The following is a 19852-nucleotide window of genomic DNA, read 5'->3' as shown; positions in this document are numbered from 1 at the left end:
TCAGTCCGCTTTCATGAAAGCTTTGGCAAGCGTTGCTTTCCGCAACGAGTGCGCACGCAGGAGGTTAGCTGCAACTTCGGCCTCCACTTCGCGAATAACTGACAGGCAACGATCAAGCTCTTCGACAATCCGCACCTGCTCCCCAATGGGCGGCAAAGGGACTACGAACTTCCGGATGTGAGCGAGCCCCAAATCTGGCTGCGCAGTAGCGCGAACGTCTCGCTTGATCTGAGCCGTCACTACCTCTGAACGCAATGCTGCAATCAAGAATCTGACCGGGAAATTTTCTCTAACGGGCTTGAGGATCGCGACACTGTAAGACGCCTGAAACGGTGAGTCGACCGTCACCGCTCTGACCTCACCAACAGTGCCATATCGAGACAATAGTACGTCACCGCGCTCTGGTTTCACCTTTCGGCAGAGTGCCTCGTAGTCTTCTGACGAAATTCGTTTGGCTCCCGCGAAGTCGATGCCTTCATCGTCCAAGAAGTCCTTCGTACTGACGTACGGGACACCGTCCTGCTGCCCCTTTGGCATCCTGTGATCCACGTCAGCGATCTGAAGATGCAATTGCTCTAGCGAAGCCCATGTCCATCCTTCCGGAATGTCCACGCGGCTCACGTTTGTGAGGAACTCGGGTTCTTTGTACTTGCCACGCCCAGCCCACTGAATACGTCGTTGTTCGAGGATTCGTTGCAGTAGTTGGTTGCCAGTTTCGTAGCTGCGGCCTTCGCGGTGGGCGAGGCTGGCTTCGGTTTCTACGAGGCGGCCTTCGACGGCGGCTTTGAGGATGGCGGCTTTGTAGCGTTTGAGGTTGGCCTTGACGCGCTGGAGGTTGGCGACGGCTTCGTCGAGGCGGGAGAACTGCTTTTCGATTTCGGCGACGATCTCGCCCTGTACTTCTCGAGGAGCCACTGGGATGGGCAATTGCCTCAACACGCTCAGATTGATACGTGGTCGCGTGGTGCCCTTTGTGTGTAGTTCGAACTGTTTAATGATCTCTGGGGAGTTGATTGCGTAAGTGAGGTATCGGCGATCAACTTGGTTCTCATCTGGTCGCACCCGAACCAAATCCGCAACGATTACCCCACGCCCAATCGACTCAGGAACGATGCAGGCCTTGCCCAAAGGGTCACCGAGCTTGGTGATCAAGATGTCGTCTGGCTTGAACTCGTGGCGTGCCAAGTCCTGTGCTTTCTCAAGTGTCAAAAATCGAATGTTCTTAGTAACAAAAGCATTGCGATCAATGTTTTGCAAGCGTGCGATTGGAACGCCCTCGCTCACGTACTCTGAAGCCTTCAGGTCGGACCCGAAAGGCCCATCGACCACATCCTGCCTTGGATTTTTCGTGAGGCTCTGCAACGGCTTCCAAGCCCAGCCTGCGGGCAATTCGCTAAGAGCATTGAACTCAACGAGTGCGCTCACGCCGCCAACTCCCGATTCAGCGTCTCAATCACCTGTGGCAGCTCAGCCCCAAACAACTGATGCACCTTGCCCAGCCCGCCTTCCTGCTCAAAGGGGGCGTAGCTGAAGTCTTCGATGTCGATGCCGAGGTTGGCGGCTATGTGGTCGCGGATCATTTCTAGCCAGTGGAGTTGGTCGGGGGTGAAGGGGGAGCCCTCACCCCTGCCCTCTCCCGCACGCGGGAGAGGGAGTTGAGATTGTTGTGCGAACCAGGCTTTGAAGTTGGCTTGCACCCGTTCGGGGTACGGCACGAGTTCGTTGTCTTGTTGCATGGCGAAGCGCACCAGGCTCACCAGATCGGTGAGCAGGCGGCGCTGGCTGGTGCCTTTGACGCGGGTCTTGTTGAGCGCGGCGTAGGCCTGCCACAAGGCGCTTTCGTCGATCAGGTGTGGCGGGCTGTGCAGGGCGTCGGCCAGGGCCTTGATGTCTTCGAACTTCAGCGGAGCGCGCACCGGGCGGTTGTAGAGGATCTGCAGCGCGGTGATCTCGTCCTTGTGCTGGGCGATGAAGGCTTCGAAACTCTGCACCAGCTCCTTGGCGCGGTCGCTGCCTTCGGCAAAGCCGGCGTGCAGCAGCGCGTCTTGCGTGACGGTGTCGATGACGAGATCGGCTTTCTGTCTGAGCTTGAGGATGAGCTCGCGCAGGGTGGGGTTGGTGAAGGGTTGGGCGGCTTGTTGCAGGCGTGATTGCTGTGCGAAGGGGGTGGAGTCATCGTCTTCTTCGGCATTGAGGGCTTGCACGATGCCGCGTGCCAGTTCGCGCAGGCTGTGGCCGCCGCTGGCTTCGATGATGCGGGCCTGGTCTTCTTCGTCAAGGTCCTTGTCGAGCCGGCTCAGGCGGGCGGCCACGCTGCTGAGCACTTCGTCTTCCACATTGCCCAGGGCCACCGCCTGCAGCAGTTTGTCGAGCGGCACGCTCTTCTTCTGGTCCAGGGGGCGGCTGTCGGTCTTGTCGCGCTCGCACACGCCCACACAGTCGACGATGACGAAGTGGTCTTTGCGCAGGTGCTCGCCGGGGTTGACCTGCATGAGGTCGGTGGGGTTGCACACGCGCACGCCCCGGCCTTTCATCTGCTCGAAGAAGCTGCGGCTTTTCACCGAGCGCATGAACATGACGATTTCGACCGGTTTGATGTCGGTGCCGGTGGCGATCATGTCCACGGTGACGGCCACGCGCGGGTAGTAGGCGGTGCGGAAGTCCTTGATGAGCTGTTCGGGGCTGGTGCCGGTGGTGCGGTAGGTGATCTTCTGCGCGAACTCGTTGCCGCGGGCGAACTCTTCGCGCAGGATCTCGACGATCTTTTCGGCGTGGTTGTCGTCCTTGGCAAAGATGAGTGTCTTGGGCAGTTCCTGCCGGTGGGGAAACAGGTCCACATTCCAGTTGTCGCGCAGGGTCCGCACCACGGTGCGGATCTGGTCGGGCGTCTGCACGGCGCGGTCCAACTCAGTGGGGTCGTATTCAAAGTCTTCGTCGAGCTGCCAGGCGGTCTTGCGGCGGGTGGCTTTGTCTTGGGTTTCCAGCCAGTAGCCCTTGTCCACCTTGGCGCCGGCTTCGGTCACTTCGGTCTTGATGCGGTAGACGTCGTAGTTGACGTTGACGCCGTCGGCCACGGCCTGGGCGTGGCCGTATTCCATGACCAGGTTCTGGTTGAAGAATCCGAAGGTCTGCTTGTTGGGCGTGGCGGTGAGGCCGATGAGGTACGCGTCAAAGTATTCCAGCACCTGGCGCCAGAGGTTGTAGATGCTGCGGTGGGCTTCGTCGGTGACGACGATGTCGAACATCTCGATGGGGATGGCCGGGTTGTAGCCGATGGGCTCGGGGTCCTTGAACAGAGACTCGGCACCTTCCGTGCTAGTCTCGTCAGCCTCTTCGGGCAGGTCTTTGCCCTTGAGCATGCTGAACATGCGCTGGATGGTGCAGATGACGACGCGGGCGCTGGTGTCCAGGTTGTTGCCTTGCAGGTGCTGGACGATGTACTCCTCGCCAAACTTGTAGTTGTTGTGCGGGCTGGCGTAGGCGTCGAACTCTTTCTTGGTCTGGCGCGCGAGGTTGCCACGGTCCACCAGAAACAGCACGCGCCGGGCACCACCGAACTTGATGAGCCGGTAGATGAAGCTGATGGCGGTAAAGGTCTTGCCGCTGCCCGTGGCCATCTGGATCAGGGCCTTGGGCTTGTTGGCGGCCAGGCTCTTCTCCAGGTTCTGGATGGCCTTGATCTGCGCGGGCCACAGCTGGTAGCTGGCGCCGCCACTGCCCCATTCGGTCACGAGCGGGGGCATCTGCTGCAGGCGGGCGAGGAAGGTGCCGGATGAACCGTATCTCGCCGCTGGCTCCTGTACCGTTCGCCCTGAGCTTGTCGAAGGGTGGGCTTCGACAGGCTCAGCCCGAACGGGAGTGAGCCAGTGCAGCAAGAGATCAGGCCGGTAGAAGGCGAACAGCGGCCGGGCGCGGGGTGCAGGGTCCAGCCCGTTGGTGAAGCGGGTTTCCACCCCGGTAGACTCGAACACGAAGGGCAGCGGCCGGCGCCAGGCCGGCAGACTGACGGGCAGTCCCTGCGCATATCGGGCGCTTTGCCCTTCCACACCACTGAGCGTGGCGCCTTCCTTCTTGGCTTCGATCACGCCACAGGCTTTGCCGTTGACGTACAGCAGGTAGTCGGCGTAACCGTGGCCCGGGTTGAGGGGAAACTCGCGAATGGCGACGCCTTTGACTGCGCCATCACCTGCATGGATGTTGGCGTTGCGCAGCACTGCAGACGTGCCAGCCCGCTGCGATGAGCAATGCGTCGATGGTCTGGCGGGCGCGGGCCTCGGGCGTCATGCGTGTGGTAGTGGCGTTGTTTCCTCTTGTTGCATTCTAGGGGGCGGAAGGCAAGGTCACCGTCACCGCCAGCCCGGGGTGTGCATTGCGCACCGCGAAAGTGCCCCCGTGCGCCTGCGCCACCAGCCTGCACAGGTAGAGGCCCAGGCCCACGCCGCCGGCGTTGCGCGTGCGCGCGGTGTCGGGGCGGAAGAAGGCCTGCGCAAGGTGGGGCAACTGGTCGTCGGGTACGCCGGGGCCATGGTCGCGCACTTCGAGTTCGATGCCCTGCCCCGCTTCCAGCGCGCGGATGTGCAGTTCCACCGCCCGCGGCGCGCCGGTGCTGTGGCGCAGTGCGTTGTCGAGCAGGTTGCGCAGCAGCAGGCGCACGCGGATCTGGTCCAGCGGCAGCGTGGGCAGGCTGTAGGGAGCGTGCAGCTGGATGCTGCGGGCCGCGGGCTGCGTGATGGTGAGTTCGTCGATCACGTCACGGGCCAGCGCAACCGGGTCGGTGGGCTCGCGACTCAGCGCCTGGTGGCGCCCGGCCAGTCTCTCGCTTTCCAGCAGGTCGCTGATGAGGCGGGCCATTTCGCTGAGGTCGCGCAACAGGGCCTCGCGCTGCGGGGCGACGTCGACGCCCTCGGGCAGCAGCTCGGTGTTGAGCCGCGCGCGGGTCAGCGGGCTGCGCAGCTCGTGGCTGATAGCCAGCAGCAGGGAGCGCTGGGCGTCGAGCATCTGCTGGATGTCCTGGCCCATGGTGTTGATGGTCGCGGCCAGTTCGCCCAGTTCGTCGGGCCCCCGGGGGTGGCGCACAGGAATGGGCTGGTCGAACCGGCCCGCGCCGAAGCGCAGGGCGCCCTGCCGGATGTCGTCGAGCGGTCGCAGCAGGCGGCGCACGTACAGGAAGGCGAGCAGCGTGAGGATGAGCAAGGCCACCAGCGTGTAGCCCACGATTTTGGGCCGGCGGTCGAACACCGCTTCGTTCAAGCCGAATTCCAGGCGGTGGCGATCGGCCGTGGTGCGTTGCAGCAGCTGTTGCCAGTCCTTGTCGTCGCCCCAGCCGGCGTCGTCGTCCGCGCCCCGGTCCCGGGCCCGCTCGCGCAGCCAGTGCGGGCGCTGGTGGTCGGGGTGCGAACGCCAGTTGACCCGCGGGCCGACGATGTCGATGGTGAGCGGCAGGCGCTGCGTGAGGGCTTGCGCGCGCTCGATGCTGGGGCTGCCGCCGGCGGCCACATCGGCCGTCAGGCGGTCCACGTAGTCCATGAGCACCGGGCGCGCGGCCTCGCGCCAGCCGACCGAAAAAGCCTTCTGCGCCCCGCTGATGAAGGTGAACGACATCGCCATGGCCAGCAGCAGGAACACCATCACCATGCGCAGCTTGAGGGAGCAGCGCAAGGCCAGGAAAGCCCGGCGGTACCAGGGCAGCGCCTGGGTCATGGCGCGATGCGGCGCAACGCCAGCGAGTAGCCCGCGTTGCGCAGGGTCTTGATGCAGTCCAGCGGCTCGAGCTTCTTGCGCAGGCGGCTCACCACGATGTCGACCGCGCGCGTGTAGAGGTCGGCCTCGTGGCCGCGCAGCTGGTTGAGGATGTCGTCGCGGCTGAGCACGCGCCCGGCCTCGCGCGCGAGCAGGTGCAGCAGGTCGAACTCGGTGCTGGTGAGCTCCACCGCCTGGCCCTCGCGCAGCACGCTGCGGCGCGTCGGGTCGATGGTGAGGCCGTCGAACACCAGGGTGCCGGGCTCCACCGCGCTGGCGGGCGCGGCCGGCGGGCCGTTGCCGCCATGGCGGCGCCGCAGCACGGTCTGGATGTGCGCCACCAGCTCGCGCGGCTCGAAGGGCTTGGGCAGGTAGGCGTCGGCGCCGAGTTCGAGGCCGACCACGCGGTCCATCACGTCGCCGCGCGCGGTGAGCATCACGATGGGAATGTCGCTTTCCTTGCGGATGGTGCGGCAGAGTTCGAAGCCGTCCATCTCGGGCAGCATCACGTCGAGGATGGCGGCGTCGAAGGCTTCGGCGCGCAGGCGCGCCAAGCCCTCGCTGGGCCGCAGCGCGTGCGCCAGCGCCAGCTCGAAGCGCTGGAAGTAGGTCGCCAGCGGCGGGCCGAGCTGTTCGTCGTCGTCAATGAGCAGAACGCGGTGCATGCGGCATTGTCACATTGCGCCCGTCAGGCTGCGGTGGCGCACGATGAGGCGGCGAAGCCGTTGCTGCGCGCCACGGTCCAGCCCGTCGAAACGGTCGGCCACCGAGAGGATGGCCGGCAGCGCGGGCACGGCGTCGTTCGGCTGGCGGCGAGAGAGCCGCGCCCACAGCCCCAGCGCGTGCTCGCGGTCGAAGCGCGGGCCCCACACCAGGGCCAGCAGCTCGTCGTGCGGGTCGTCCACCCCGGCCAGCAGCGCCGGACCGTGGTCGCGCAGGCGCTGGGCGATCGGTTGCAGCACGGGCGACATGGGGTTCACCCCGCTCAGCCGCGCGAGAACCAGCCGCGGCGCTTGCCCATGCGCTCGCGCACCTCGGCCTGTTGCGTCGGGCTCAGGCTGTCGTAGAAGTCGGCCAGGGCGTTGATCACCTCGGGGCTGCTGACCTGCACCACGCGGGTCTTCTCGTCGAGCAGGTTCAGCGCGCGGGCGCGGTCGAACTTCTCGCCGGCGATCAGCGCCTGCATCTCGCCGCGCGGGTTCGTGGTCTGGCCGATCAGGGCCGTGCGCTGGGCCTGCACCTTGTCGGCCAGCACGTTGAGCTTCTGCTGCTGTTCGGCGTTGAGGTCGAGCTTGCTCGTGATGCGGTTGACCACCTTGCCGCGCACTTCGGCGATCTTCTCGGCGCTCATGGGCGCGCGCTCGTGGTGACCGCGCGTGCCGCAGGCGGCCAGGCCGCCGATGGCGATGGAGATGCCGGTGAAGGCCATGAGCGAGCGCTTGATCCAGGGTTTCATGACGGTGTCCTTTCAAAGGGACTGTTGAACATGACCGCCATGGTGCCGGCAGCGGTGCGCCTCGGGGTCTCAGCGCAGTTTCGGTTTTTTTCGTTTTGTATCGACGCCGGCCGCACGCACCTGGGCCAGGTAGTCGTTCACATGCGCGCCCAGGCGCTCGGCGACCATGCGCGCGATGCGCGGCAGCGAGCGGCTCGCGCTGATCGCCACGCCCACGGTCTGCGGCTGGGCACTCTTGTCCTTGAGGGGCACGAAGCACAGACTGCCCGCGAGGATCTCGGGACCGGCATCGAGCTCGGAGGTGAGCGCCACGTGGCTGCCGCTGCGCACCAGGCTCTTGACGAGCTGCAGCGAGTTCGTCACCAGCGGTGGCCGGGCTTCCTCCAGCAGCCAGTTGTGGCGCCGCTCCAGGTAGCGGCGGATCGCCAGCACCCGGCTTTGCGCGGCCATCGGCCAGGCCGCCACGTCCTTGAACGTCACCTGGGCCTGCGCGGCCAGCGGATGGCCCGGCGCCACCACGCAGCCCAGCGGCAGCTCGGCGCTGGCCACGATGTGCAGGTCGCGGCCGGGCTTGAGGTTGAAGGCCACCGCCAGATCGACCTCGCCCGCGCGCAGGCGCTGCACGGCGTCGTCGGTGCTGACGATGTCCACCTCCAGCACGATGCCCGGGTGTTCCCGCGCCACCACCGCCACGAACTCGGGCAGGAAGCCGTTGACGTGGCTGTCCATCGCGGCCAGGCGCAGCTGGCCCTGGCTCACGCCCTGCAGGTGCTTGATGTCGGACAGCGTGCGGTTGAGGTCGGTCTTCCATCGCTGCGAGAGCGCCAGCAGCAGTTCGCCCGCGGCCGTCAACCGCATGCCGCGCGGCTGGCGCTCGAACAGCGGCAGCCCGAGGTCTTCTTCCATCAGCAGGATGTGGCGGTCGATCGCGGAGGCGGAAATGGACACCTCGCGCGCGGCCGCCTGCACCGAACCGAGCTGCGCGACAGCCGCCAGGTAGCGCAGGGCCTTCGGATGCAGAAGCTGGTTCAGTGAACTCATGCGCACTGAAAATTCGAATGCAACATGCCCAATTATGCGATGGACAGCAATGCAATGGCGCCGCAAACTGCGACCGCATGAACACCCCGACACTCTCACCCCTGGCCTGGCATGCCCTGGCCTCCCTGGACGAAGCCACTTTCTGCGCGCGCCTGGGGCCGGTGGTCGAGCATTCGCCCTGGGTCGCCCGAGAGGCCTGGGCCGCCCGCCCGTTCGCCGACTGGGCGTCGCTGTACGACAGCTTGTCGCGGGTGATCCATGGCGCCGACGAGGCCCGCCAGCTGGCCCTGCTGCGCAGCCATCCGGAACTCGCCGGCCAGGAGGCGCGGGCCGGCACCATGACGGCGGATTCGCAGAGCGAACAAGGCCGCCTGCGCCTGCTGGCGCTGGACGCCGCCACCGTGCAGCGCATCGAATCGCTCAACCGGCGCTACCGCGAGCGCTTCGGCTTTCCCTTCATCGTCGCGCTGCGGCTGCACGGCTCGCTGGCGCACGGTGCTGCAGGCCGGTGAAGCGCGCCTGGCGAACGACGCGCGCACCGAGCGCCGAAACGCCCTGCAACAGGTCTGCGAAGTCATGCGCGGACGGCTGGCGCAGACCGTGTCACCCGAGCCCTCCCCTCCGTCCTCCCCGTCCGTCAACACCCTCGCAGGAACCCCGTCATGAACACCCCACGCCGCCTTCTTCTGGCCGTCAGTGCCTTGTCGATGCTGGCCTCGCCGCTGGTCCACGCACAGGCCTGGCCGCAACAGAAGCCGATCCGGATCATCGTGACCTTCTCGCCCGGCGGCTCGTCGGACATCGTGGCGCGCCTGCTGCAGCCCGGCCTGCAGGAGAAGCTGGGCCAGACCGTGATCGTGGAGAACAAGCCCGGCGCGGGCAGCACCATCGGCGCCAACGAGGTGGCGCGCGCCGCGCCCGACGGCTACACGCTGCTGCTGTCCAACACCGCGCCCATGAGCATCTCGCCCTTCATGATGGACAAGGCACCCTACGACCCGGTGAAGGGTTTCACGCACATCGCCTACATCGGCTCGGTGCCCAATGTGTTCGTGGTGCATCCTTCGGTGCCCGCCAAGACCATGCCCGAGCTGGTGAAGTGGATCAACGCGCAGGCCAAACCCGTCAACTACGGCTCGGGTGGCGTCGGCTCCATCGGCCACATCGTGGGCGAGATGTTCAAGCAGCAGTACCAACTGAAGATGGAACACGTGCCGTACAAGGGTTCTTCTCCCATGCACAACGACCTGCTCGGCGGCTCCCTGCAATTCGCGGTGGACACGCTGACGCAGAACGTGCCTTTCATGAAGGAGGGCAAGCTGGTCGGCATCGCGGTCACGTCGCGCGCCCGCGCGCCCATGTCGCCCACCGTGCCCACGGTGGGTGAAGCGGGTTACCCCAAGCTGGTGGCAGAGAACTTCCTCGGCATCTCCGGGCCCGCCGGCACGCCGGCGGACGTGGTCGACAAGGTCAACAAGGCGGTGACCGACGTCGTGGCGCGGCCCGACGTGGCCAGGCGACTGAGCGACCTGGGGGTGGAGTCGGAGCCCATGAGCGCCGCGCAGTTCACCCGATTCGTCACCGACCAGGTGAACGAATGGGCGCCCGCGGTCAAAGCGTCCGGCGCACGGTTGAATTGAACGCCATGAACGGTGGACTCTCCATTCATTGTGTGGACGTGGCCAGTGGCCGCGTCGCCGTCGGCCTGCAGGTGACCGTGGTGCGGCTGGGGCCGGACGGCCTGCCGCACGGCCCGGTGCTCGCCGAAGGCCGCGTGGGCGCCAACGGTCTGCTGCAGCACCCGGTGCTGATGAGCGAAGCCATCACCGCCGGCGGCTACGAGGTGCGCTTCGCGGTGGGCGACTTCTACCGCGACCAGGGCACCCCCGTGCCCGAGCCGGCGTTCCTGGAAACGGTGCCCTACCGCTTCCACATCGCCGACACCTCGCAGCACTACCACCTGCCGTTCAAGTTCACGGCCTGGGGCTTCTCGCTCTTTCGCGGCGGCGCCTGAAACGCCGTCGCGCGACTCAGGTTCAATACGTTTCGGTGTCGACTTCGCGGTTCGACTGCTCGTTGTAGCGGCTGCCGCTCACCGTGCGCTGGTTGATGAGTTCGTCCAGCCGGGCCAGCGTGGCCGCGTCCAGCGTCACGTCCACCGCGCCCAGGTTGTCGCGCAGGTGGTCTTCGCGCGAGGTGCCGGGGATGGGCAGCACGTCCGGCCCCTGGTGCAGCAGCCAGGCCAGCGCGAGCTGGGCCGGCGTGCAGCCCACGTCGTTCGCGATCGCGCGGTAGGCGGGCAGCAGCTTGAGGTTGGCGGCGAAGTGCTCGGGCGCGAAGCGCGGCATGGCGCGGCGGATGTCCTTGGCGTCGAAGGCGCTCACGTCCAGGTCGGGGCCGCACAGGAAGCCGCGCGCCACCGGGCTGAAGGCCACGAAGGCGATGCCGAACTCGCGGCAGGTGTCGAGCACCGCGATCTCGGGGTTGCGCGTCCACAGCGAGTACTCGGTCTGCACCGCGGTGATGGGGTGCACCGCCTGCGCCTTGCGGAGGGTGGCGGCCGACACCTCGGACAGGCCCAGCGCGCGCACCTTGCCCGCGCGCACCAGGTCGCTCATCGCGCCCACGCTGTCCTCCACCGGCACCTGCTTGTCCCAGCGGTGCAGGTAGTAGAGGTCGATCACGTCGGTCTTGAGGCGGCGCAGGCTGTCTTCGCAGTTCCTGCGGATGGCCTCGGGCCGGCCGTCGATCACGCGCTTCACGCCGTCGTCGAACTGCACACCGGCCATGCCGCCCTTGCTGGCCAGCGTGAACTTCTGGCGGTGCTTCGCGAGCACATGGCCCACGTGCGTTTCGCTGGCGCCGAAGCCATAGAGCGCCGCGGTGTCGAAGTGCGTCACGCCTTCGTCGAAGGCCGTGAGCAGCACGCGCTCGGCCTGTTCTTTCGACACCGGCGCGCCGTAGGCGTGGCAGATGTTCATGCAGCCCAGGCCGATGGCGCTGACGCTGAAGGGGCCCAGTTGGCGTTGGTTCATGGCGGGTTTCTTTCTCAAAACGGGTTTCAGGGACTGGCCTCGGCGATGGACGAGGTCAGGTCATCGAGGGGCGCGGCCAGGTCTCGCCGCCACAGCCGCCCATCGGCGGACCAAGGCGCGAAGCCCAGCTTCGCATACAGGTCGGCCACCACGGCGTTTCGCGCGCTGGCCAGGTATTCGCCCACCAGGGCCGACGCGCCCTGCTCGCGGGCCCACAGGACCAGCGCGCGCAGGATGAAGGCCTCGGCCCCGCGCGAGAAGACGCGGCAGCTCAGCAGCCAGCTGTCGATGCGCAGCGCCTGCGCTTCGCGCACCGCGAGCAGCGAGCCGACGAGGCCGTGATCGCCAAAGCGGTCCTTCAGGTGGAAGGCCAGCACCAGCCGGTCGGGCTGCTGCATCTGCGCCGCGAGCTGCGCCTGGGTGTAGCGCCGCGTGGTGAGATTGAACTGGTTGGTCTTGAGTTCCATCTGCGCCAGCCGGGGCAGGTCCTGCGCGCGCGCGGGCCCGGCGCGGCCCTGCATCGCCAGGCCCGCGAGGTAGCTGCCGATGTCGGCCGACGAGGTCTGCACCGCGCGCGCCTGGCGCAGCGCGGCGTAGGCGGCGCTGCGCCCCTGGTCCACCTCGGTGTAGGCCTGCTGGTCGAACCAGTGCCCGGCCTCCAGGCGCTCGATGAACTGCGCCGGGTCGGCGCCGATGTCCACCACCGCCACCTCGGGCAGCTGCTGCTGCACCAGCGCGCGCTCGGCCGGGTTGTCGTCGACGAACACGGCGGCGTCCAGCCCGAGGTTGAGTTCCTGCGCGATGCGCCGCAGGCCCGTGGCCTTGTCGCCCCAGCTGCAGACGAAGGCGGCGAAGTCCTCGCGGCGCAGGGCGCTGTCGGCGTGCTCGAAGCCGGTGGCGGCGATCTCGGGGGCGTTCTTGCTGCAGACCGCGAGCACCACGCCGCGCCGCGACAGGCCCGCCAGGTGCTGCTGCCAGGCGGCGAAGGCCTCGCCCTTGCCGCCATGGGTCGGCCCCAGGGCGATGCCGCCGAGACCGTCGTCGCCGATGGTGCCGCCCCACAGGGTGTCGTCCAGGTCCAGCACCAGCAGCTTGCGGGTGCGGCCCGTGGTGGCCCGCCAGGCGCCACGGAACCAGGGCAGGTAGTCCGGCAGGAAGCGCGGATCGAAGCCGAGCTTGCCGGCGTGGAAGAAGCGCGGCGCCGACCACGCGGCCAGGCCCACGCCGGCCGCGAGCCGGTCGGCTTCCAGCCAGGTCACGCGGCCCGCGCCGGCGTCGATCAGCGCGTCGTTGAGGGCCTGCACGCGGCGCGTGTCCGACGCGGGAGAACGGCGGTCGGCCACCCCGCGCCACAACGGCGCGGGCGGCACGAACAGGTGCTGCACGATGCGGCAGCCGCGCGCTTCCAGCGCGGCCCAGATCGCTTCGAAGCCTTGCACCTGCCGCGCGGTGTCGGCCGCGACCGCGTCGGCATCGGCGTCCAGCGGCAGGGGTTCGAGGGCCTGGCGCCAGTCGGGCACCAGCACCACCACCTCGGGCTCGAAAGCGTGCAGGGCCGAACCCCCATCGAGGCATGCCTGGCGCATCGCGCCATAGGGGGCGGCCTGCACCAGCGCCAGTTCGCCCTCCTGGGCGATGGCACAGGCGATGGCCTGGCGCAGCAGGTCGGGCGTGAGGTCGGCGGCCAGCGCGACATGCCGCACGGCACCGCCCGAAGCGGCGGCCTCGGCCGCGAGCTTGGCGATGTCCGTCGCGCAGGCCATCAGCTCGGGCAGCGGCGGCCGGGCCACGGCCAGGCGCTCGCGAATGCCCGCCCAGCTAGACATGGCGGGCGATGACCTCGCGCACCGCGCTCACGCTGGTCAGCCGCTCGATGTCGCTGTTGTCGAGCGTGATGTCGTAGGTGATCTCGATCATGCTGGCGAGCATGACGGTCTTGAGGCTGTCCCAGGACTCGACCGTCTCGGCGCCGTCGTCGTCGTGGAGGGCATCGGCAGGGATCTGCAGCACCGAGGCGATCAGGGCGCGGACTTCAGGCATGGGCGGTTTTCTCGAAAGACGTTGAAAGGAAGCGCGCCAGTATAGGGAGGCGTGGGGCTCTCACGAGGGCATCTCCAGCGCCACCGCCAGGGCCTCGCCGCCGCCCATGCAGAGCGTGGCGATGCCGCGCCGCGCGCCCCGCCGCTCCATCGCGTGCAGCAGCGTGACGAGCATGCGCGCGCCGGTGGCGCCCACGGGGTGGCCGAGCGCGCAGGCGCCGCCGTGCACGTTCACGCGCGCCAGCGGCACGCCCAGCGCCCGGCACACCGCCAGCAGGCCGACGGTGAAGCCCTCACCGACCTCCCACAGCTCGACCGTGTCGATCGGCCAGCCGGTTTTGTCCAGCAGCTTGCGCACCGCGCCCACGGGCGCGGTGCTGAACTGTGCCGGTGCCTGTGCGTGCGAGGCGTGCCCGCGCACCAGCGCGCGCACCGGCCAGCCGCGCTCGCGCGCCCGCGATTGCACGGTCATCACCAGGGCCGCGGCGCCGTCCGACAGGGGCGAGGCCGTGGCGGCCGTGGCCGTGCCGCCCGGGCCGCTCAAGGGCTTGAGTTCGGCGAACTTCGCCGGCAGGACGTTTTGCACCGGTTCATCGCGCTCGACCACACGGCCGTCGGCCAGCGTCACCGGCACGGTCTCGCGCTCGAACGCGCCGCTGTCCTGCGCCGCCCGCGCGCGCTCGAACGAGCTCAGCGCCTGGGCCTCCTGCAGGGCGCGCGTCAGGCACAGTTCCGCGGCGGTGGCATCGACGAAATGGCTCAGGCCGATCGGTGTCGCGCCGGTGCAGGCGTCCTGCATCACGTCGAACATCAGGTGGTCGAGCAGGCCGGCGAGGTGCGCGCCGCGCTCGCGCCCGAGCAGCATCGGCGCGCGGCTCATGTTCTCCATGCCGCCGGCCAGCGCGGTCGACACCGTGCCCGCCCGCAGCAGGTCGTGCACCAGCATCACCGCCTGCAGGCTGGAGCCGCAGACCTTGGAGATGGCCGTGCACGGCACCTCGGGCGCCAGCCCCGCGCGCAGCGCGGCCTGGCGCACCGGCACCTGGCCCAGGCCGGCCACCACCACGTGGCCGAAGAACACCTCGTCGATGTCCGCCGCCGCCCCACCGCCCTGGGTGAGCACGGCCTGCATCGCGCTCATGCCGAGGGCGGTCGCGGGCACGTCCTTGAACACGCCCTGGAAAGCGCCGATCGGCGTGCGCGCCGCGGCTGTGATCACCACCGAGTCAAGGTTCACGCGACGGTCCTCACCAACTGGTGTCGTATTCGATGTAGCGCTGGATGTACTCATAGTAGGTCCATTGCTGCGTGTGCCAGCGGTAGGCGAAGTCCGTGTGCCAGAAGCGCAGCTCCAAGGCCTCGGCGACCAGGGGATGGATGGGGTTTTGATGGACCCCCATGCCGCCGTCGTGCGATGCGGCGGCCAGGCAGGCCTCGGCCCGCGCGGCGCTGCCGCCGAGCACCGGCCGCGCGCGCTCGGCCACGCGGCGCGTCAGCTCGGCCATGGCGGGCGCGGACATGTGACCGCTGGTCCAGAACAGGTGCTCGTCGCGGAAACGGTCCAGCACGTAGTCGGTCAGCCGCACGTCGCTGTGGGCGTCGTAGTGGCGCATGCGGTCGATGTCGCGCTGCAGGCGCACCCGCAGGTCGGGCATCTTGCGCTCGGACAGGTCCATGTACGCCGCCACCGCCATCGGCCCGGTGAGCCCCGACTGCGCGATCCGCAAGCCCAGCATGTCGCCCAGCGGGTAACGCTTCCACAGCGTGTAGGCCGGGTCGTGATGCACACGCGGCTCCGGGCATTCGAAGGGCCAGGCGCTGAGCAGGGCGAAGCTGGGGTAGCGGATCACCGGGCAGTGGGCCGGCAGGCGCGAGGTCAGCGCGGTCAGGGCCGGGTTGTCCTGCTGGTCCTCGAACTGGCGCAGCAGCAGCACCACGTCCTTCAGGTCCTCGTCGGGAATGGCCGGCGCGAGCGCATCGCCCGGCAGCGCGTGGTTGAGCGCGACCACGAAACGGTAGTCGCCGTTCAGGTCGTCGAGCGACGCGAGCATCTGAGCCAGGTACGGGGCCTGACAGTTGCCGTAGACCAGCACCGTGCGCGCTCGCGCGCTGTGGCTCCCGAAGACCATGGCGTGGGGCGAACGTTGCGCGGCATCAGGGGCGTTGTCGTCGGCGGGCACTATTAATAAGAAAGCAGCAAGTCGAGGCAAATTGTGATGAGCAAGCGTGTCAATCGCGCATCAAAGCGGCCAATTCAACACGTTACAAGACATCACAGTGTGTATTATCAAACGCGCTTTCACCGCCCATCCCCATCCCAGGAGCCTGACCCCATGCGTGTGCCGGACACCCGACCACTGCGTTCCTCTGCCGTGGCGCTTGCCACCTGGAGCCTTTTCTGCACCGCTGCCTGGGCTCAGGCACCCAGCAACCCACCGCTGGAACGGCAGGTCGACGAGGCCTTCCGCCAATCGATGCGCTCGCCCGGCGATGCAGCGGCCACCACACGCTACGCCCAGTTGCTGGCGCAGTCAGGCAACTACGAAGGCGCGATCGCCGCGATCGAGCGCCAGCTGCTGGACCCGAACGCACCCGCCTCGGTGCGACTCGATCTGGGCGTGCTGTATTACCGGCTCGGCTCCTACGACATGGCCGCCGGCCTGCTGCGCCGCGCCATCGAAGACCCGCGCCTGGACCCCACTCAGCGCAGCCAGGCCGAGGCCTTGCTCAAGGACATCGGCAAGCGCACCCAGGTCTCGCGCCTGGACGGGCAGGTGGTGTTGGGCCTGCGGGCCCAGAGCAACCCCACCGCGCGCAGCGACAGCGCCAACCTGCTGGCGGGCGGCGCGCTGGTGAACAACCCCAACCGCCCCGAGAGCGACACCGACATCCAGGCCACCCTGCGGCTGGACCACCAATACGACCTGGGCCTGCAGAACGAAGCGGCCATCGTCAGCTCGCTGACGGCGCAGATGATCAAGTTCAGCTCGTCGTCGGGCAGCACGCTGCAGGCCAACCAGACCGACCCGTACAACCTGGGGTTGATCGAAGTCACCTCGGGCGTGCGCTTCAAGCCCTCGCCCACCGGCGCGCCAGCGTTGACGATCCGGCCCTACCTGGTCGCCGCCGGGCTGGTGGCGCAGGGCCACCGCTACCTGAGCAACCACGGCGCGGGCCTGGACGCGGCCTACAGCCTCAACGACCGCACCTTCATCGACGGCGGCTTCGAGTACCGCTACAACGACTACGCCACCCGCATCGACGTGCCCGCCGCGGACGAGCTCAGCGGCCCCAGCAACCTGCTGCGCGTGCGCCTGACGCGCGAACTCGCGCCCGGCCACGTGCTCAGCGGCGAGCTGCGCACCCGCTGGCAACGCACGAAGCGGAGCTATCTCGACCACGATGCCCAGGAAGTCCGCGTGACCTACGTGCGCAGCTACGCCAGCCCGCTCAAGAGCGGCGGCTTGTGGAGCACCTCGGTCTGGGGCGGGGTGCTGCGCCGCAGCTACGACGCGGCCGATCCGGCGGTCGATGCGAACACCGCGCGCCGCGACACCGAATGGCGCATCGGCGTCGGCCAGACCGTTCCGCTGTCGGACGCCTGGTCGCTGCTGGTGCAGCTGGAGCACATGAAGACCAACGCCAACCTGCCCAACAACGAGAGCAAGAACACCTCGCTGTACCTGGCGGCCGGCTACCGCTTCTGATGCCGATGCACGGCCCCGCACACCCCCCTTCGACCGCATTCCCGAGGACCCCGAAATGACCCCGCCGATTTCCAAGGACTGGTGGCTTGCCGCCGCACTGTCGACCGCCACCGTGCCCGCGACCATGGCCCAGAGCCCCACGGCCGCGGGCGGCGACGGCCGCACCGGCGTGGTGACGGCCGTCGCCCCCGGCGGCAAGGTCACCGGCAACAACGAGCTGATGGTGGTGGGCAGCAGCGTCGTGCCGGGCCAGCGCCTGCGCACCGATGCCGGCGGCTCGATGCATGTGCTGTTCATGGACCAGTCGGCCCTGACCCTGGGCCCGAATGCGGAACTCACCATCGACGAATTCACCTTCGACCCGGGCACCAAACAAGGCCGGATCCGCCTGGGTCTGGTCAAGGGCCTGGTGCGCGTGGTGGGCGGCCAGATCAGCAAGAACACCGCGACCACGATCGCGACGGCGCACGGCAAGATCGAGATCCTGGGCGGCATCACCATCGCCGAAACCGATGGCGCCAGAACGTCGGGCACCTTCCTGTTCGGCCAGGGAATGACCCTGACCGACAACAAGGGCAACACCCAGACCGTGACCCGGGCCGGCTTCGGCAGCGCGCTCACCATCAACGACCCGCCGACATCCCCGCAACGCCTCCCCGTTGCCGAACTCAACAACATGTTGCAGCGGCTGGAGAGCCGCCCTCCTGCGGGCAATACGGCCTCGAACCCGGCGCCGGCCCCTCCAGGCCAGCTGATCAGCACCGGCAACACGCCGGGCGGCGCGAACGGCCCTGGCTCGACCCTCGCCAACGACCGCCTGAAAAGCGTGGTCGACAGCGTCACCGGCGCCAATCCATCCAACATGCTGCGAAATCTGTTGGGCACCGGTCAGGTTCAAAACCAGTCCTGACCGAGGAACGGCCGCGCCCCTTCCACAGACCGGCGGCTCGCCTTGGCGCAGCCGCCGTTCTTTTTGCATTGATCCGCCACCATGCGCGTCCTGTTCGTCTCCACCTACCCGCACCTGCCCGACATCGTCGGCGGCCTGCAGACCACCACCCACGACCTGTGCCTGGCGATCCGCGCCATGGGGGCCGAGGCCGCCGTGCTCTGTGGCCAGGCGACGGCCGCCGCCGGTGACACGGAGGCGTCCCTCACACAGGACGGGCACCTGGGCTACCCGGTGCTGCGTTCGCCCCGGCCGGTGCAGGCCCTGCCCGCCGCCGCGGCCCGCTTCGACGCCGACGTGATCGTCGTGCAGAGCGGCACCACCCTGGCGCCCCTGGTGCTGGCCAGCCTGGACACCGGGCGGCCCACCGCCGTGTACCTGCACAACGTCGAGACCAGCCAGCTCGGCGGCCACCTCGTGGCCGACCCTTCGCTGCTCTACCTGGCCAACTCGGACTTCACGGCGCAGCGCTGGCACGCCCTCTACGGCCTCGATTGCGCGGTGATCCCACCGGTGGTCTCGCCGCAGGACTACCTTGCAGCGCGCACCGGCGACAAGGTGCTGTTCGTCAACCCCACGCCCATCAAGGGCGTGGAGCGGATGTTCGAGCTGGCGATGGCCTGCCCCGAACTGCCCTTCCTCGTGATGGAGAGCTGGCACCTCGACCCGCACTGGCGCGCGCACTGCCAGGCCCGCGCGGCCCAGCTGGGCAACATTCAATGGCGCGGCCCGAGCGCGGCCATGCACGAGGTGTTCGGCCAGGCGCGCGTGCTGTTGATGCCCTCGGTGTGGGAAGAGTCGTTCGGCCGCACCGTGGTCGAGGCCCAGCTCAACGGCCTGCCGGTGCTGGCCAGCCGGCGCGGCGCCCTGCCGCAACTGGTGGGTGGCGGCGGCATGGTGCTGGAACCGCACGCACCGCTGGAAGACTGGGCCGCCGCGCTGCGCCGCCTGTACGACCCCTTCGCCACCGCCGAGCGCGACGCCGCGCGGCGCCTGGGCGCGGCGCATGTCGCCGGCACCACCACCACCGTGGCCCGGCTGCTGGGCCTGCTGCAAGTGCACGCCGCGCAGACGGCCGGGCGCGAGCCCGTGCCGGCCCAGGACACCGTGCCACCGACCCCGGCCGGCGCAGCCGCCTGGCGCGAGGTTCCGCCGCGCCAGCCGCGCCGCGAAGACTGCCTGTTCTATCACTCGTACAACCTGGCCGATGGCGAGGAAGTCAGCGGTGACTGGGACCTGCGCCCGGCCACCGCCCAGTACTTGGGCGAGGTGGACTTCGCGGGCCGCTCGGTGATCGAGATCGGGCCGGCCAGCGGCTTCCTGTCCTTCCACATGGAGGCCGCCGGGGCCGAGGTCACCTGCCTGGAGCCGCCCATGTCGCACCTGTGGGACGTGGTGCCGTTCGAAGGCTTCGACACCCCGAAGTGGCGCAAGACCTTCACCCGCAACATCGAAGGCGTGCGCAATTCGTTCTGGTACGTGCACCAGCAGCGGCATTCGCGCGTGCGCATGGTCGAGGGCGACCCCTACGCCCTGCCCGAGGACTGCGGCCCGTTCGACATCGGTCTGCTCGCCGCCGTGCTGCTGCACTGCCGCCGCCCCTTCGACATGCTGCAGAGCGTGGCCCGGCGCACGCGCCGCACCCTGATCGTGACGGACCTGTACGACGCCACGCTCGGCCCGCGGGCGCTGGCCGAACTGCAACCGCACCGAGGTGTGGATCAGGTGGACACCTGGTGGCAGTTCACGCCCCAGTTCATCGTCTCCGCGCTGGGCCTGCTGGGCTTCACCGAGGTGCGGGTCAGCGTGCACCACCAGCGGCAGCCCTCGATGGACCGCATGGTGCCGCTGTTCACCGTGGTCGGCGAACGGCCCGAGGTGTGACC

Annotated in this window: 19 protein-coding genes; 7 read left to right on the top strand and 12 right to left on the bottom strand. The window is 68.3% G+C overall.

Annotation, left to right across the window (positions count from 1 at the left end):
- From ACFJGX_RS13970 to ACFJGX_RS13940, 7 genes are all read right to left on the bottom strand, one after another.
- Entirely contained in the window at positions 1–1425 is a 1425-nt protein-coding gene (locus ACFJGX_RS13970; RefSeq protein ID WP_382320588.1) for a restriction endonuclease subunit S, read from the bottom strand.
- The gene (locus tag ACFJGX_RS13965; protein WP_382326383.1) at positions 1422–4214 is read right to left on the bottom strand and encodes a type I restriction-modification enzyme R subunit C-terminal domain-containing protein; all 2793 of its coding nucleotides are present in this window, start codon (positions 4212–4214) and stop codon (positions 1422–1424) included. Before ACFJGX_RS13965 ends, ACFJGX_RS13970 begins: the two co-directional genes overlap by 4 nt.
- 106 nt (positions 4215–4320) lie before the next feature.
- Positions 4321–5700 (bottom strand): ATP-binding protein, encoded by a 1380-nt coding sequence (locus tag ACFJGX_RS13960; RefSeq protein ID WP_382326381.1) that lies wholly within the window; start codon positions 5698–5700, stop codon positions 4321–4323.
- The gene (locus ACFJGX_RS13955) at positions 5697–6404 is read right to left on the bottom strand and encodes a response regulator transcription factor (RefSeq protein WP_382156773.1); all 708 of its coding nucleotides are present in this window, start codon (positions 6402–6404) and stop codon (positions 5697–5699) included. The genes ACFJGX_RS13960 and ACFJGX_RS13955 overlap by 4 nt, the downstream gene beginning before the upstream one ends.
- A 9-nt stretch (positions 6405–6413) precedes the next feature.
- Positions 6414–6710 (bottom strand): hypothetical protein, encoded by a 297-nt coding sequence (locus ACFJGX_RS13950; RefSeq protein WP_291118856.1) that lies wholly within the window; start codon positions 6708–6710, stop codon positions 6414–6416.
- Positions 6711–6724: 14 nt separating this feature from the next.
- Entirely contained in the window at positions 6725–7195 is a 471-nt protein-coding gene (locus ACFJGX_RS13945) for a Spy/CpxP family protein refolding chaperone (RefSeq protein ID WP_382320594.1), read from the bottom strand.
- A gap of 69 nt (positions 7196–7264) precedes the next feature.
- Entirely contained in the window at positions 7265–8236 is a 972-nt protein-coding gene (locus ACFJGX_RS13940; protein WP_382156769.1) for a LysR family transcriptional regulator, read from the bottom strand.
- A gap of 77 nt (positions 8237–8313) precedes the next feature.
- Here ACFJGX_RS13940 and uraD point away from each other — a divergent pair, with 77 nt between their 5' ends.
- The 4 genes from uraD to ACFJGX_RS13920 are packed head-to-tail and all read left to right on the top strand — an operon-like array spanning position 8314 to position 10250.
- Entirely contained in the window at positions 8314–8748 is a 435-nt protein-coding gene (gene uraD / locus ACFJGX_RS13935; RefSeq protein ID WP_382326379.1) for a 2-oxo-4-hydroxy-4-carboxy-5-ureidoimidazoline decarboxylase, read from the top strand.
- The gene (locus tag ACFJGX_RS13930; RefSeq protein ID WP_382326377.1) at positions 8732–8902 is read left to right on the top strand and encodes a 2-oxo-4-hydroxy-4-carboxy-5-ureidoimidazoline decarboxylase; all 171 of its coding nucleotides are present in this window, start codon (positions 8732–8734) and stop codon (positions 8900–8902) included. Before uraD ends, ACFJGX_RS13930 begins: the two co-directional genes overlap by 17 nt.
- Positions 8899–9876 carry a Bug family tripartite tricarboxylate transporter substrate binding protein gene (locus ACFJGX_RS13925; RefSeq protein ID WP_382320597.1) on the top strand — a complete coding sequence of 326 codons (978 nt, stop codon included), beginning with the start codon at positions 8899–8901 and terminating at the stop codon, positions 9874–9876. Before ACFJGX_RS13930 ends, ACFJGX_RS13925 begins: the two co-directional genes overlap by 4 nt.
- Before the next feature lie 5 nt (positions 9877–9881).
- The gene (locus ACFJGX_RS13920) at positions 9882–10250 is read left to right on the top strand and encodes a hydroxyisourate hydrolase (protein WP_382156763.1); all 369 of its coding nucleotides are present in this window, start codon (positions 9882–9884) and stop codon (positions 10248–10250) included.
- Positions 10251–10272: 22 nt separating this feature from the next.
- On the opposite strand, the gene ACFJGX_RS13915 is transcribed toward ACFJGX_RS13920, so the two are convergent.
- From ACFJGX_RS13915 to ACFJGX_RS13895, 5 genes are read right to left on the bottom strand one after another with little or no spacing between them, the layout of a single operon-like run.
- Positions 10273–11271, bottom strand: a complete 999-nt coding sequence (locus tag ACFJGX_RS13915; protein ID WP_382320599.1) for an aldo/keto reductase — start codon at positions 11269–11271, stop codon at positions 10273–10275.
- Between the two features lie 26 nt (positions 11272–11297).
- Positions 11298–13097 (bottom strand): HAD-IIIC family phosphatase, encoded by a 1800-nt coding sequence (locus ACFJGX_RS13910; protein WP_382320601.1) that lies wholly within the window; start codon positions 13095–13097, stop codon positions 11298–11300.
- Entirely contained in the window at positions 13090–13311 is a 222-nt protein-coding gene (locus ACFJGX_RS13905) for an acyl carrier protein (RefSeq protein ID WP_382156757.1), read from the bottom strand. Before ACFJGX_RS13905 ends, ACFJGX_RS13910 begins: the two co-directional genes overlap by 8 nt.
- 60 nt (positions 13312–13371) lie before the next feature.
- A complete protein-coding gene (locus ACFJGX_RS13900; RefSeq protein WP_382320603.1) occupies positions 13372–14547 on the bottom strand; it encodes a thiolase family protein in 1176 nt (391 codons plus the stop codon).
- Positions 14548–14557: 10 nt separating this feature from the next.
- On the bottom strand, positions 14558–15439 hold the full coding sequence (locus ACFJGX_RS13895) for a WcbI family polysaccharide biosynthesis putative acetyltransferase (protein ID WP_382320605.1): 882 nt from the start codon (positions 15437–15439) through the stop codon (positions 14558–14560).
- 243 nt (positions 15440–15682) lie between these two features.
- On the opposite strand from ACFJGX_RS13895, the gene ACFJGX_RS13890 reads away from it, so the two are divergent.
- The 3 genes from ACFJGX_RS13890 to ACFJGX_RS13880 all read left to right on the top strand — a co-directional run bounded on the left by ACFJGX_RS13890 (position 15683) and on the right by ACFJGX_RS13880 (position 19850).
- Positions 15683–17017, top strand: coding sequence for a surface lipoprotein assembly modifier (locus tag ACFJGX_RS13890; protein WP_382326375.1), 1335 nt, complete (start codon positions 15683–15685; stop codon positions 17015–17017).
- A 55-nt stretch (positions 17018–17072) separates the two neighbouring features.
- The gene (locus ACFJGX_RS13885; protein ID WP_382320609.1) at positions 17073–17927 is read left to right on the top strand and encodes a FecR domain-containing protein; all 855 of its coding nucleotides are present in this window, start codon (positions 17073–17075) and stop codon (positions 17925–17927) included.
- Between the two features lie 81 nt (positions 17928–18008).
- Entirely contained in the window at positions 18009–19850 is a 1842-nt protein-coding gene (locus ACFJGX_RS13880) for a glycosyltransferase (protein WP_382320611.1), read from the top strand.
- The last annotated feature ends 2 nt before the right edge of the window (positions 19851–19852 follow it).

Source organism: Hydrogenophaga sp. UC242_50 (genome assembly GCF_042697355.1).
Classification (GTDB): Bacteria; Pseudomonadota; Gammaproteobacteria; order Burkholderiales; family Burkholderiaceae_C; genus Hydrogenophaga.
This window is presented reverse-complemented; position numbering and strand designations above follow the sequence as displayed.

What these genes read in the sequence shown, in the direction of transcription:
- ACFJGX_RS13960 (WP_382326381.1), bottom strand. Translation starts at nt 5,700, where the DNA reads ATGACCCAGGCGCTGCCCTGGTACCGCCGGGCTTTCCTGGCCTTGCGC.
- ACFJGX_RS13955 (WP_382156773.1), bottom strand. Translation starts at nt 6,404, where the DNA reads ATGCACCGCGTTCTGCTCATTGACGACGACGAACAGCTCGGCCCGCCG.
- ACFJGX_RS13950 (WP_291118856.1), bottom strand. Translation starts at nt 6,710, where the DNA reads ATGTCGCCCGTGCTGCAACCGATCGCCCAGCGCCTGCGCGACCACGGT.
- ACFJGX_RS13945 (WP_382320594.1), bottom strand. Translation starts at nt 7,195, where the DNA reads ATGAAACCCTGGATCAAGCGCTCGCTCATGGCCTTCACCGGCATCTCC.
- ACFJGX_RS13940 (WP_382156769.1), bottom strand. Translation starts at nt 8,236, where the DNA reads ATGAGTTCACTGAACCAGCTTCTGCATCCGAAGGCCCTGCGCTACCTG.
- uraD (WP_382326379.1), top strand. Translation starts at nt 8,314, where the DNA reads ATGAACACCCCGACACTCTCACCCCTGGCCTGGCATGCCCTGGCCTCC.
- ACFJGX_RS13925 (WP_382320597.1), top strand. Translation starts at nt 8,899, where the DNA reads ATGAACACCCCACGCCGCCTTCTTCTGGCCGTCAGTGCCTTGTCGATG.
- ACFJGX_RS13920 (WP_382156763.1), top strand. Translation starts at nt 9,882, where the DNA reads ATGAACGGTGGACTCTCCATTCATTGTGTGGACGTGGCCAGTGGCCGC.
- ACFJGX_RS13915 (WP_382320599.1), bottom strand. Translation starts at nt 11,271, where the DNA reads ATGAACCAACGCCAACTGGGCCCCTTCAGCGTCAGCGCCATCGGCCTG.
- ACFJGX_RS13910 (WP_382320601.1), bottom strand. Translation starts at nt 13,097, where the DNA reads ATGTCTAGCTGGGCGGGCATTCGCGAGCGCCTGGCCGTGGCCCGGCCG.
- ACFJGX_RS13905 (WP_382156757.1), bottom strand. Translation starts at nt 13,311, where the DNA reads ATGCCTGAAGTCCGCGCCCTGATCGCCTCGGTGCTGCAGATCCCTGCC.
- ACFJGX_RS13895 (WP_382320605.1), bottom strand. Translation starts at nt 15,439, where the DNA reads ATGGTCTTCGGGAGCCACAGCGCGCGAGCGCGCACGGTGCTGGTCTAC.
- ACFJGX_RS13885 (WP_382320609.1), top strand. Translation starts at nt 17,073, where the DNA reads ATGACCCCGCCGATTTCCAAGGACTGGTGGCTTGCCGCCGCACTGTCG.
- ACFJGX_RS13880 (WP_382320611.1), top strand. Translation starts at nt 18,009, where the DNA reads ATGCGCGTCCTGTTCGTCTCCACCTACCCGCACCTGCCCGACATCGTC.